The organism is Candidatus Frankia alpina (assembly GCF_902806485.1).
GTDB lineage: Bacteria > Actinomycetota > Actinomycetes > Frankiales > Frankiaceae > Frankia > Frankia alpina.
The window spans coordinates 1-12,931 of the sequence record NZ_CADCWT010000143.1; the positions used below are offsets into that span (position 1 = coordinate 1).

Consider the following 12,931-nt stretch of genomic DNA (forward strand, 5'->3'; position numbering starts at 1 on the left):
AGCGCTGGCCGGCATTGGCGCCAGGTTGACCGGATCCAGACAAAGGAAGATGGGTGCAGCCGGTGGAGGAAGCAGGCGATCAGTCTCCGGACGGATCTCGGGTACTGTCAGTCCGCTCATGTTCTGGTGGGCTGCGGTGCAGCCCCTTCTCTGGGCATCGGGAGCGTTCTTGCGAGTACCGCCTGGACCCGGGCGGTCGGGAGAGTGCCGAATGATTTTGCGCACCCTGAACCGATCAGTCGGTCGGGAGAAGTCGAAGACCCTCCAGTGCCACAACGCCTTCCATGGCGGGGGCGATGGCGGCGTCAGCCGATCGGCTCGCGATACTGCCGTGACCTCGCGGGATGGTAGAGGGGACACGGCCCGAGGCTGTCATCAAATGATCATCCGCATCGTGTTTGCCTGTCTGGTAGAAGGTCCCCGTTCCCGAATCGTCGATGTTGAAAGGCGGAGTGGGTCGGCAGGCCGGCATCGCTGGGGGGCATGGCCGGCGCCGCCGGTCGCGGCTCGTGTCACTGTCGCTGCTGCTGACCACCGGGCTGCTGGCCGCCGGGCTCGGGGCCTGCTCCAGCTCGCCGGAACCGGGGCCTGGCCCGACGGGCGTGCGCTGGGTGTCCGGCGCCAACGGCAACTACCCGGCCGACGTGAACGCTTGGGGGACGTTCACCGGCCGCGAGGTCGGGGTGGCGATCGTCTTTACCAACCGTACGGACTGGTACAACCTCGTCTCCGCAGACTGGCCGACAGCGGCCTTCACCCGGGACAAGTTCCCCGGCGAGTTGTCCATCGCGCAACCGCCGTTTCCCAAGGACGGCAACGAGGCCGCCTGTGCGAGCGGCGCCTACGACGGTTACTGGCGCACCTTCGGTACCACGCTGACGAAGTTCGGTCGGGCCGACGCCCATGTTCGCCTCGGGTGGGAGTTCAACGGCGGTTACAACTACTGGCACGTGCGCAATGCCGAGACGTGGAAGACGTGCTTCCGCCGAACGGTGACCGCGATCCGGTCGACCGCACCGACGGTCAAAATCGACTGGAACATGAATGCCCATACCGACAAGCTGCCCGAGAGCGGGCAGGACGTGTGGGATGCCTATCCCGGCGACCAGTACGTCGACGTCGTCGACTCCTACGACTTCTTTCCCGCGTCGGTCAACGAGGCGAGCTGGGACCGGCAGTGCCATCAGCGGTCCGGGCTGTGCACGGTGATCCAGTTCGCTCACGATCACGGCAAGAAATTTGCCGTTCCCGAGTGGGGGCTGGTTCGGTCGGACGGCGGCGGAAAGGACAACCCCTTCTACATCAACAAGATGCACGAGACGTTCGTGGCGAATGCGGCAAACCTGGCCTACGAGGCTTACTACAACAACTCCGAACAGGGGAACGTCCTGTCATCGCTGTACAAACCAGATCTGAGCCCAAAATCCTCGAAACGCTACCAAGAGCTCTTCGGTACCCGCTGACTCGGTTGGTGTTGCCTGGCTGACCCACCGGCTGCGGCGCCGCCACGCGCACCCCACCGGCCGCACGAAGATCCTGGCCACACTCGCCGGTTGGTGTGATCCGCTCCCACGCTGGGTGGTGCACCACCCAGCGTGGGAGCGGATCACATACGCGTCAGCGCGGAAGCGACTTGTAGAAGACCAGGCCGTTGCCCTTGTTATCGTACACCACGGCGCGGCGCTCGTGAGCGTCGTCGTAGGGGCCTTTCACGATGGCGCCGCCGTTCTCCTCGATCGCCTTGGCTGCGCCGTCGACGTCGTCGGTCTTGATGCCCACGACGACCTGGCCGTGGATGGGGTGATCGACCGCTGTGGCCAGGGCGAGGGTCACCGAGCCGCCGTCGAGAGCCGCGTAGTGGGCGCCGTCGCGGAACTTCAGCGGGAAACCGAGGGTCTCGGTGTAGAACTTGATCGACTCATCGAGGTCGTCCGTCGACAGGACGATCATTCGTACCTGCTGGTCGCTCATGGGTGCCTCCTATGACCGGATCGGTGCCGGACCCGCACCGGGATAGCGCCGAATCGGTGGGGTTCGTGGGTTCCGCGATTGCTGGTACATCAACAACCTAGACCCTGTCGGCCGTAGCGGAGACGGAGTCGCGGGCCGCGTCCGGCAGCCGGGAGGCCCGCGGGCCCGGCGACGGGAACGTCCTTGTACGCGGGCCCGGTCCGGCGTGTCTCTGCGACAGACTCACGTGCGGGGGTCGACCCGGCCGGAGGACAGGACGGAGCCAGCCAAGCTGGAAGAGGGTAAAGGATCTCTCGTTCCGCGGCTGCGCTCCGAAAAGGCAAGAAGAACACCGACTTCCTGCCACTCTCAACGTATAGCACACCGGGGGGCTTGCGGCAAGACCCGGGTTGTGCCGCAGAATCTCCGGCGAAGCCAGAACCTGCGGGCATCGGGGATTCGCGAAGTACGTGTGCTCGCGGGTGTGCGCCGCCGGACCGTGCGGAGCAGCTGGCCGCAATGCAACCTCAGTGCCTCAGTGAATGGGCGGTTCATGATTGACGTGATCATTGCCGGCGGCGGACCCACCGGCTTGATGCTGGCCGGTGAGCTGCGGCTGCGCGGCGGCCGCGGACTGCTGCTCGACCAGACCGGCCGGCTTTCGGCTGCGGGCCGTCAGGTGACGGTGTCGCCGTAGACGGCGGCGTGCAGGGCGGCCAGGTCGGTGAGGTCGGTCAGGACCGCGTCCGCGCCGGCGGCCGTGAGGGTTTCCGCGGTGGTCGCGCCGGTGGTGACCCCGACCGCCCGCACCCCGGTGTCCCGCGCGCCGCGGATGTCATGCGCGGTGTCCCCGACGATGACCACGCGGGCCGGGGCGAAGGTCACACGGTGGGCCGACTCCGCCCGCTTGACGGCCAGGGCGACCAGCGCGGCCCGGTCGGTGTCGTCGTCGCCGTAGCCGCCGACGGCCAGGTCGAGCAGGTCGGTCAGCTCGCAGCAGGCGAGTTTGAGCCGGGCGATGGACGGCAGGTTCCCGGTGACCACCGACTGCACGATGCCGTCGCGCGCCAGGCTCTCGACGGCCGCCCGCGCGCCGGGCAGGACCCGGCCGGTCCGGCGCATCCGATCGCCGAGCGCGACGGCCGCGGCCATTAGCGCCGCGTAGAACGCCTCCAACAGCGGCTCCGGCCGGTCGATCCCGTTCAGCCGCAGGGTGTCGACGACGATGGCCCGGTCGGTGCGACCGGCGAGGTCGGCGACGCGGGCCACGGGCCGGCCGGTCACCTCCTGGAAGGCCCGGGCGTGGAGCTCCCGGCCGAGTCCCGGGAACGACATCAGCGTGTGATCGACATCCCACAGGATCAGCGCAGGTTCGGCGGGCATCCGTGCACGATCTCACACCGCCGGTTCGCCGGTTCGCCGGTTCGTCAGGGCAGGAACGATTCGACGGCGTCGGCGGCGGCCTCGACGGCGACCCGCAGCAGCGGCGGGCTGATCCGGTCGGCGGCGAGCTGCTCGCCGACGCCCAGGGCGGCGAGGATCGCGGCGTTGCCGAACTGCTCGGCGGCCAGCGGGATCGTGACCGTCGGCACGCCGAACCACAGCGCCTCCACACAGCTGCCCATCCCCGCATGCGTGACGAATGCCGACGCCGCCGCGAGCACGGCGAGCTGGTCGACACCGCGGTGTACCTCGACGTTGGTGGGCAGCGGACCGAGCGCGGCGGGGTCGACGCGGCGGCCCACCGCCATCACCACGTGCCAGTCGGTGCCGGCGAACCCCGTCGCGGCGGCCCGGTAGATGTCCGGCCGGTCGTTGTAGACGGTGCCCAGCGACACCAGCAGCACCCGGCCGGTACCCGGCGGCGCGGTCCACGCCCGTTCGGCGAGCCGCGCGGGGTCCAGGCACGGGCCGACGTGGCGCACACCCGGGCGGACCCGGTCCAGGTGCGGCTGCAGCATCGGGGGGATCAGCGACACGGTGGGCCGGTCGGCGCCCAGCCATTCCCAGGGGTCGCGGTCGATGCCGTTGTCGCGCAGCCAGCTGGTGAACGCCGCGTGGTACTCCTTGCCCGGCACGCAGGTGCGCAGCGCCGCCAGGGCCTCGGCGTTGTCCTGCTCGAAGCCGTCCCACGGCACCCACGTCGGGGACAGCAGCACCGCGGGAACGTTCCACCGGGCGGCGAGCACCGGCCCGGCCTGCGCGGCGACGTCGTGGATCAGCAGATCCGGCCGGTCGTCGTCGAAATGGCGGGTGAGCGTGGGCAGGGCGGTGACCGCCTCGGTCAGCAGCATCCGGGTGGGGAGTTCGGCGGCCGGGTTGTCCGGCCAGTCCCCGTCGTCGGCGGGCAGCGTCGAGGGGTGGGTGACGGGTCGGGCACCGGTGGGCTCCACCAGCCCGGCCAGCCGGTCGCCGACGGCGTAGCTCACGCGGTGGCCGCGGCGGACGAGCTCGGCGATGACGCCGAGTGAGGGGTAGATGTGACTTGGCGTGGTGGTGCCGATCATGGCGATGTGTCGCGGGGTGCGCATCGTGTCCTGCCGTTCAGCATCGTCTGGTGATCGCCGGTGACCTCGTCGAGGTGGAACGCGTCGTTGCCGGATTCGGGCGCGTCCACCCCGTTGTCGCCTGGGCCGGTCCGCAGGTTGCTCCCCGACCCGGAAGGGGCGCCCGGTACGGGGGGTGCCCAGCGGGCTACGGGTGGGTGCCGCGCTCGCCGGTGACGAACCGGCTCGCCTCGATGGTCGGGGCGAGCGCCGGGTCGAGCGGATAGCCGTACCGCTCGGCGGCCGCGGCGATCGGTTCGGCGACGACGACCCAGCCCCTGTCGCGCAGGGCCGCGGCCGCGTCCCGGTGGCCGTCCTCATGCACCAGGGTGCGCAGGTCGACGCCCCACCGCTGCGCCGAGGCGGCGTACTGCTCGGCGGGCAGCGTCCGGGAGATGTTCCTCGCGTCCTTGACGGCGATGTGGCTCGCGGCCGCGGACAGCTCGTCGACCGTCCCGAGAAGCCGATGCTCGGCGGCCGGTTCCAGATAGGGCAGCAGTCCCTCCACCAGCCAGATCGTCGGCTCCTCGGGGTCGAAGCCGGCGGCGCGCAGGGGACCGGTCCAATTCTCGCGCAGGTCGGCGGGGACCGGATGATGCCGGCATCGTGGCGCGGCGCCCTGCTCGCCGAGCACCTCCATCTTGAAGGTCAGCACCCCGGGTTGGTCGATTTCGAACACGACGCTGCCGGCCGGCCAGGCCAGCCGGAACGGCCGCGTGTCGAGGCCGGAGGCGAGGATGACCGCCTGGCGCAGGCCGGCCACCCAGGCCCGTTCGACGAAGTCGTCGAAGAAGCGGGTCCGTACTCCCATGTACCGCCAGCGGGGCATCCAGCTGCCCGCCGGGGACAGCGCGGCGAGCTCCTCGGGTGTCGTCGGCATCGGGTTGGGTAGTTTGGCCGCCCGCACGAACGCCTCCGCGTAGGGATCATCGATCAGCGCGTCGGACCGGTGGGTCTCGATCGCCCGGGCGGAGGCCACGCCGAGGGCGGTCACCCCGACGCTTGTCGCGATGTCCCATGCCCCGTCGGTCATTTCAGCTGCCCCTACCTTGTCGATGTCGCTGGTCGGACGGTGCTTGGCCGAGGCAGGAACGATTCGACCGCGTCGGCGGCCGCCCCGACTCCGCCGTGCGTCCGGACCGTCTCCCTGATCCCCGCCAGCCGCCGCGCGACGTCGGCGGAGGACGCGACGGACTCGACGCTGGTGCGCAGGGCCTGTGGGCTGATCTGGTCGGCGGCGAGCTGCTCGCCGACGCCGAGGGCGGCGAGGATCGCGGCGTTGCCGAACTGCTCGGCGGCCAGGGGGATCGCGACCGTCGGCACGCCGAACCACAGTGATTCCACGCAGCTGCCCATCCCCGCGTGGGTGACGAACGCCGACGCCGCCGCGAGCACCGCGAGCTGGGGAACGCTGCGGTGCGCCTCGACATTCGCGGGTAACGGGCCGAGCGCGGCCGGGTCGACGCGCTGCCCGACCGCCATGACCACGTGCCAGTCGGTGTTGGCGAACGCCTCGGCGGCGGCCCGGTAGAGATCCGGCCGATCGTTGTACAGGGTGCCGAGTGACACCAGCAGCACCCGTCGGCCGTCGTTCGGCGCAGCCCAGGTCTGGTCGGCGAGCCGCCCGGGATCCAGGCACGGGCCGACGTGGCGCACGCCCGGCCGGGCCCGGTCCAGGTGCGGCTGGAGCACCGGCGGGATCAGCGAGATGATGGGCCGCTGCGCACTCATCCACTCCCAGGCGTCGCGGTCGATGCCGAAGCCGCGCAACCAGTCGGTGAACGCCGCCCGATAGCTCCCGCCCGGCGCCGAGGTGCGCAGCGCGTCGAGGGCCTCGGCGTTGTCCTCCTCGAACCCCTCCCAGGCCACCCAGGTCGGCGACAGCAGCACCGCGGGAACGTCCCACCGCTCGCCGAGCAGCTGTGCCGCCTGCCCGCCGAGGTCGTAGATCAGCAGGTCCGGGCGGTCGTCGTCGAAGTGCTTGACCAGCAGCGGCAGGGTGGTGACCGCCTCGGTGAGGAACATCTGGGTGGCGAGTTCGGCGGCCGGGTTGTCCGGCCAGTCCCCGTCGTCGGGCGGCAGCGTCGAGGGATAGCCGACCAGCTCGGCGCCGGTGGGTTCGATCAGCCCGGCCAGCCGGTCGCCGACGGCGTAGCTCACGCGGTGGCCGCGGCGGACGAGTTCGGCGATGACGCCGAGCGAAGGGTAGATGTGGCTCGGCGTTGTGCAGCCGATCATGGCGATGTGTCGTGGTGTCTGCATCGGTGTCCTGCCGTGGGTCGCAGCGGAAGCCGGCCGGGGCCTTGGGCGCCGGTCGGGCCGGTGATGGTGGGGGCGCCGGGGACGCCCGGCGGCGGGCAGCGGGCGGCGACCGCGGTCACGGCCCGTCGAGATCCAGCAGCCACTGGTGCAGCGTCGCGGCGGTCGAGGCTGCGTGTTCGTTCGTCATCGTTTGGTGGTTGCCGGTGACGTCGACGGTGTGGTGTGGTGTGGTGTGGTGTGCAAGCTTCCACTCGGGGGCGTCGGGGGCGTCGTCGGCGGTGTTGGCGTCGTTGGCGGCGGCGTCGGGCTGCTGGGGCATCCGCTCCGCGGCGCGCATCAGCACGATCGGCGAGACGATCTCCGCGGGCCGCTAGCCCTCGAACAGGTCCAGGTAGCCGCCCTGCGTGGTGACCTGAGCCTCCGTCATCAGGGCGAACGCCTGGTTGTTGACCGCGATGCCGCGCAGTTCCTCGTCGATGTCCGCCTGCGCGATCCGGTCGCCGGGGAACCAGGTGTCCAGCAGCACCACGGCCCGCGGGCGCCCGCCCAGCGCCTCGATCCGGGTGGCGATCGCATGCGCCAGCCACCCGCCCGAGGAATAGCCGGCCCGGGCGATCGGCGCGTCGGCGAACCGGCGGGTGACGACGTCGGCGAGCAGCTCGATCGCGAGCTCCGCGGTGGCCGGAAGCAAATCGGCGTTGCCGAAGCCGGGCAGGGTCAGTCCGTGGACGTCGCGCTGCCCGTGCAGGTGCAGCGCCAGGCGGGCGAAGTTGTGTGGTCCGGACGGGGCGACCATCGACGGCACGCACACCAGGGCGGCAGCAGCCGGCCCGCCGGCGAGCTGCACCGGCTCGACGCGCCCGGTGAAGTCGCGGGTCGAACTGAACCCCGGCCGCAGCTTCGCGGCCGCCCGGATGAGCTCGACACCCTCGTTGAACTTGCCGATCGCGCAGGCCCGCCGGTACAGGTCACGTACGCTGCCACCCGCGTTGCCACCCGCGTTGCCGGCGCGGGCGGGCTCGACCGCCGACGCCAACGTGTCGAGATGATCGGCGAGGTCGGTGACGGTCGGGTGCTCGAAGACGACCGGCGGCCCCAGGGCCAGTCCGGTGGCGGTGGCCAGGCGGCTGCTGAGCTGGACCGAGGCGAGGGAGTCGAAGCCGAGTTCGAGGAAGCGGCGGGTGGGGTCGAGCTCGTCGGGGGCATCGTGGCCGAGGATGGCCGCGGCCTCGGTACGGACCAGCTCGAACAGGGCGGCGGCCCGCCTCGCGGCGGGTAGCGCGGCGAAATCGGTCGCCGCCGCGGGCGCCGCGGCGCCGCCCACCGGTGCGGGCGTCGAGACCGCCGGTGTGCCGACGAGCGCGGGCAGGTCTGCGAACAGGCGCCGGGGCCGGGCTGCGGTGATGGCGGTCAGGAACAGGTCCCAGTCGACGTCGACGACCGTCAGGGCGGTCTCGCCGGCGGCGACGGCCCGAGTGAGCGCGGTGAGGGCCGGTTCGGGGTCGAGGGGCCGCAGGCCGCGGCGCGCTAGGTAGTCGCGCAACTCCGGCTCGGCGCCCATGCCGGTGTCGGCCCAGGGGCCGAAGGCGACGGCGGTGGTCGCAAGACCGCGGGCGCGGCGGTGGGCGGCAAGGGCGTCGAGGTAGGCGTTGGCGGCGCTGTAGGCGGCCTGGTTGCCGCTGCCCCAGACCCCCGAGATCGACGAGAACAGCACGATCGCCGGCGCCCCGGCGTTGTACCCGAGCCGCGGGCCGGTCCCGCCGCCCGCGCCGGGTGCGCCGGTCCTGTCGTCCGCAGGGGCGGCGGGGAACAGCGCGTCGAGGGCGGCGGCGCCCGCGACCTTGCCGGCGACGATGTCCGCGAACTCGGCGAGGTCGACGTCGGCCAGTGGCGCGCTGCGGCCGCTGACACCGGCGGTGTGCACGACGGCGGTCACCGGCGTGCCGGCCTCGGCGAGCTCGCGCAGCAGCGCCGCGAACCGCTCCGGGTCGGCCACATTGCAGGCGGCGAGGGCGGCCTCGGCGCCGAGGCCGGCCAGCCCCGCCAGCAACCGCCCGGCTCCGGGAGCGTCGGCCCCGCGGCGGCTGGCGAGCACGAGCCGCCGGACGCCCCGGCGGGCCAGCCGGCGGGCGGTGTGGGCGCCGAGCGCGCCCGTGCCGCCGGTGATCAGCACCGTCCCGGCCGGGGACCACGCCTCGGCGGCGCGCGGCTCGCTGCCGGCTGTGTCGGCCGGTCCGGCTGTGTCGGCCGGGACCAGTCGGGGTACGAGCAGCCCGGCCGTCCGAACGGCCGCCTGATCCTCGCCGCCGGGGGTGGTCAGCGCGGCGCCGAGCCAGGACAGCGCCGGGTCGTCGAGCTCGGCGGGCAGGTCGACAAGCCCACCCCAGCCGCGCGGCCGCTCCAGTGCCAGGGCGCGGCCCAGGCCCCACAGCATGGCCTGGTCGACGCAGGTCACCGGATCGTCCGGGCCGGTGCTGACGGCGCCGCGGGTCACCAGCCACAGCGGCGCGCCGATCTCGAGGTCGTGCAGCGCCTGGCCGAGGGCGACGGTGAGCGCGAGCCCGTCGGTCAGCGGCGGATGCGGTCGGTGCGGGGTGGTGTGAGGCCGAGCAGCGACATCACCCCGCCCACGGCGTCGCCCTCGGCCAGGGCGCGGGTCAACAGCTCCGCAATCCGGCCGCGGTCCGCGTCGGTGCCGCTCACCGGCACCGCAACCACCCGGCCGCCCAACCGTTCGACGACCCAGGACACCCGGGTCAGTAGCGGCTCCTCGGCACCGACGGCGGGGACGAGTAGCGGCCAGGTGCCACCGAGTGGCGCGACGGGCCCTGCCTGGACGGTGAGCGTGTCGGTGGCGGCGTTGCCGTCGAGCGGTTGCCAGACCGTGCGGTAACGCCAGGTGTCCGGGTCGGTGGACCGGCCCACCGAACCCACTACCGAGGCGGGTGGCGTCGGGACGGCGGCCGTCGCATCGGGGTCGAGCCAGTGCCGCCGGCGTTGGAACGGGTATGTGGGCAGGTCGATGTGCGCGCCGTGCCCCGCGCCGGCCGCCCGCCAGTCGACGTCGAATCCGTGGACGTCGAGCTCGGCGAGCGCGCCGAGCAGGGTCTCGGGCTCGGGACGGCGGGCCCGCGTCGCCGCCGCCGCCAGCGGCTCACCGGCGACACCGGCGGGCGGGGTCAGGCAGCCGGGCAGCAGGGCGGTGAGCACGGCGTCCGGTCCGAGTTCGAGGAACGCGCCGGCGCCGGCCTCGCGCAGGCGGCGGGCGCCGTCGTGGAAGCGGACGGCCCGGCGGACGTGGCGGACCCAGTGGTCGGGGGTGGTCAGCTCGGCCGGGGCGAGTTCGCCGGTGAGGGTGGAGACGATCGGCATGGTTGGCGGGTGGTAGGTCACCTCGGCGACGACCGCCCGGAAGCGGTCGAGCATGTCGTCCATGTGGGGGGGAGTGGAAGGCGTGGCTGACGGTGAGCCGTCGGGTGGTGTGGCCGCGGGCGGCCCAGTCGGCGGCGATTTTCTCGGCGAGGTCGGCGTCGCCGGCGATGACGGTGGCCGTCGGGCCGTTGACGGTGGCGATCTCCACCTGGCCGGCGAGGCCGACGAGGGACTCGGCGACCTCGGCCTCCGCGGCGCGGATGGCGATCATCGCGCCGCCGGGGCGGCAGGACTGCATGAGTCGGCCGCGGGCGGCGACCATGGTGACGGCGTCGTCGAGGGTCCAGATTCCGGCGACGTGCGCGGCGGTGAGCTCGCCGATCGAGTGCCCGGCCAGCAGCCTCGGGGTCAGGCCCCACGACGTCACCAGGCGGTAGAGCGCGGTCTCGAAGGCAAACAGCGCGGGCTGGGTGTACTCGGTGCGGTCCAGCGCCGCGGCGTCGTTCGAGCCGCGCGGCGCGAACATGACCTCGCGCAGCGGCCGGTCGAGGCGGTCGGCGAGGCGGTCGCAGATGTCGTCGAGGGCGTCGGCGAACACCGGGTAGGCGTCGTAGAGCTCCCGGCCCATCCCGGCTCGCTGGCTGCCCTGCCCGGTGAACAGCACCGCCAGCGGGCCGCGCGTCATCGTCGCCGACAGCGAGCCGCGCACGAGCCCGCGCGCCGGCCGGCCCCCGGCCAGCGCCGCCAGCGCCCGCGACAGTCGTGCCCGGCTGTCGTCGACGCCGGACACGGCGACGGCACGGTGCTCGAAGCGCGTCCGTCCAGCCAGCGTGAAGCCGACGTCGGCGAGGTCGACGCCCGGGTGGCGGGCCAGGTACTCGCCGAGTCGGTCGGCCTGGGCGCGCAGCGCCGCCTCGCTGCGCCCGGACAGCACCACCGGCACCGGTGCCCGGCCCGCCCCGGCGGTGGTCCCACCCGCGGCGGGGGTCGGCGGCGCGGCTGGGGCCGGGACGGGGGTCGGCGGCGGCTCCTCGATGATGACGTGGGCGTTGGTGCCGCTCACTCCGAAGGCGGACACCCCGGCGCGGCCGGCCATCCTGGCGTTCCCAGGGGACGTTCTCGGTCAGCAGCGCCACGTTGCCGGCCGACCAGTCCACGTGCGGGGACGCCGCACGCACGTGCAGCGTGCGCGGCAGCACCCCGTGCCGCATCGCCAGGACCATCTTGATGATGCCGGAGACGCCGCTGGCGGCCTGGGTGTGGCCGATGTTGGACTTCAGCGAGCCCAGGCGCAGGGGCCGATCGGCCGGCCGATCGCGGCCGTAGGCGGAGATGAGCGCGTGCGCCTCGATCGGGTCGCCGAGGGAGGTGCCGGTGCCGTGCGCCTCGACCGCGTCGACGTCGGCGGCGCTTAGGCCGGCGTTGACCAGCGCCTGGCGAATCAGGCGCAGCTGGGAGGCGCCGCTCGGGGCGGTCAGGCCGTTGGTCGCGCCGTCGGAGTTGACGGCGCTGCCGCGCAGCAGGGCGTGGATGTGATGGCCGGCGCGCCGCGCGTCGGAGAGCCGTTCCAGCAGTAGCACGCTCGCCCCGTCCGCCCAGCCGGTGCCGTCGGCGTCGGCGGCGAACGCCTTGCACCGCCCGTCGGGCGACAGGCCGCGTTTGCGGCTGAACTCCAGCAGCATGCTGGGTGTCGACATCACCGTCACCCCGCCGGCGAGCGCGAGGTCGCACTCCCCGGCGCGCAACGCCTGACCGGCGAGGTGGATGGCGACGAGGGAGGCCGAGCACTGGGTTTCGACCGTCAGCGCGGGGCCCTCCAGCCCGAGGGCGTAGGCGACGCGGCCGGTGATGACGCCAAGGGCGTTGCCGGTGAGCAGCTGACCCTGCTGCTCGGCCGGGGCCCGGTGCCAGGCGGGGCCGTAGTCCTGCAGGGAGACGCCGGAGAAGACGCCCGTCCGGCTGCCGTGCAGCGAACGTGGATCGATACCTGCCCGTTCCAGCACCTCCCAGGAAATTTCCAGCATGAGCCGCTGCTGCGGGTCGACGGCGTTCGCCTCACGGGGGCCGATCGCGAAGAACGCCGAGTCGAACTGGTCGATGTCAGGCAGGAACCCGCCGTGCCGAGTGTAGATCGTGCCCGGATGGTCGGGGTCCGGGTGATAAAGCGCGTCGAGGTCCCACCCGCGGTTGTCGGGCAGCCCGACGAGGGCGTCCCGGCCCTCGCGCACGAGTTCCCACAATGCCTCAGGCGTGTCGGCCCTGCCGGGTAAACGGCAGGCCATTCCGACGATGGCGATGGGATCCTCGCCGGCCGCGGTGCTCAGTTGGTGGGCGGCCGGGATGTGCGTCTGCTCGTCGAGGCCGAGCAACTCGGTCTGCAGGTGGACGACGACGGCCGCGGGCGTCGGCTGGTCGAAGAACAGGGTGGCGGGCAGCGTAAGGCCGGTGGCCTCGGCCAAGCCGGCGCGCAGCCGGTCGGCCAGGTGCCGGTACACCCCGAGGCGGCGCCAGGGAGCATGGCGGTCGCCGTGGGCGGCGGTGCCGTCCGTCCCGGTCGCCGCGGTGATCTGCGCCGTGAGGAGGTCGAATAACGCATCCGTCTGGGCGGCCGTCGATAAGCCGGTCAGCCGGTTGCGCCAGGCAGCGGATAATTGGGCGGTCCACTGTGGCGAGGAGTCCAGGACTCCCGCGGTCTGGGGCATGTGCAAACTCCCGAAGATATTTCTGCGGTGATGATCGCCTGGATCCGCCCGAACCAGGCCGTCCGGACCCAGGGCCGCGCGAAGGTCACTTTCCGTGCT

At 72.7% G+C, this 12,931-nt stretch carries 8 protein-coding genes and 1 pseudogene; 3 read left to right on the plus strand and 6 right to left on the minus strand.

Going from position 1 to position 12,931, the window contains the following annotated elements; genetic code table 11:
* Positions 1-509: 509 nt before the first annotated feature.
* The gene (locus G6R25_RS15355) at positions 510-1,463 is read left to right on the plus strand and encodes a glycoside hydrolase family 26 protein (protein ID WP_235948580.1); all 954 of its coding nucleotides are present in this window, start codon (positions 510-512) and stop codon (positions 1,461-1,463) included.
* Positions 1,464-1,617: 154 nt separating this feature from the next.
* Here the strand turns inward: G6R25_RS15355 and G6R25_RS15360 are convergent, their stop codons facing one another.
* Positions 1,618-1,971, minus strand: coding sequence for a VOC family protein (locus G6R25_RS15360; RefSeq protein ID WP_136449374.1), 354 nt, complete (start codon positions 1,969-1,971; stop codon positions 1,618-1,620).
* 391 nt (positions 1,972-2,362) lie between these two features.
* On the opposite strand from G6R25_RS15360, the gene G6R25_RS31625 reads away from it, so the two are divergent.
* Positions 2,363-2,647, plus strand: a complete 285-nt coding sequence (locus G6R25_RS31625) for an FAD-dependent monooxygenase (RefSeq protein WP_235826466.1) — start codon at positions 2,363-2,365, stop codon at positions 2,645-2,647.
* On the opposite strand, the gene G6R25_RS15370 is transcribed toward G6R25_RS31625, so the two are convergent.
* From G6R25_RS15370 to G6R25_RS31630, 5 genes and pseudogenes are all read right to left on the minus strand, one after another.
* A complete protein-coding gene (locus tag G6R25_RS15370; RefSeq protein ID WP_163553512.1) occupies positions 2,626-3,333 on the minus strand; it encodes an HAD family hydrolase in 708 nt (235 codons plus the stop codon). The two genes, G6R25_RS31625 and G6R25_RS15370, sit on opposite strands and share 22 nt — an antisense overlap.
* 44 nt (positions 3,334-3,377) lie before the next feature.
* Positions 3,378-4,481, minus strand: coding sequence for a macrolide family glycosyltransferase (locus G6R25_RS15375; RefSeq protein ID WP_235948582.1), 1,104 nt, complete (start codon positions 4,479-4,481; stop codon positions 3,378-3,380).
* Between the two features lie 163 nt (positions 4,482-4,644).
* Entirely contained in the window at positions 4,645-5,529 is an 885-nt protein-coding gene (locus G6R25_RS15380) for an SAM-dependent methyltransferase (RefSeq protein ID WP_163553513.1), read from the minus strand.
* Between the two features lie 11 nt (positions 5,530-5,540).
* A complete protein-coding gene (locus G6R25_RS15385) occupies positions 5,541-6,758 on the minus strand; it encodes a macrolide family glycosyltransferase (protein ID WP_163553514.1) in 1,218 nt (405 codons plus the stop codon).
* Between the two features lie 115 nt (positions 6,759-6,873).
* Positions 6,874-12,499 (minus strand): annotated as a pseudogene (locus G6R25_RS31630) (SDR family NAD(P)-dependent oxidoreductase).
* Here G6R25_RS31630 and G6R25_RS29775 point away from each other — a divergent pair.
* Positions 12,458-12,721 (plus strand): hypothetical protein, encoded by a 264-nt coding sequence (locus tag G6R25_RS29775; protein WP_336501597.1) that lies wholly within the window; start codon positions 12,458-12,460, stop codon positions 12,719-12,721. The pseudogene G6R25_RS31630 and the gene G6R25_RS29775 sit on opposite strands and share 42 nt — an antisense overlap.
* Positions 12,722-12,931: the final 210 nt, after the last annotated feature.

Bases quoted from the DNA above. Each gene is read 5' to 3' on its own strand.
- G6R25_RS15380 (WP_163553513.1), bottom strand. From the start codon at position 5,529: ATGACCGACGGGGCATGGGACATCGCGACAAGCGTCGGGGTGACCGCC.
- G6R25_RS15385 (WP_163553514.1), bottom strand. From the start codon at position 6,758: ATGCAGACACCACGACACATCGCCATGATCGGCTGCACAACGCCGAGC.
- G6R25_RS15360 (WP_136449374.1), bottom strand. From the start codon at position 1,971: ATGAGCGACCAGCAGGTACGAATGATCGTCCTGTCGACGGACGACCTC.
- G6R25_RS15370 (WP_163553512.1), bottom strand. From the start codon at position 3,333: ATGCCCGCCGAACCTGCGCTGATCCTGTGGGATGTCGATCACACGCTG.
- G6R25_RS15375 (WP_235948582.1), bottom strand. From the start codon at position 4,481: ATGCGCACCCCGCGACACATCGCCATGATCGGCACCACCACGCCAAGT.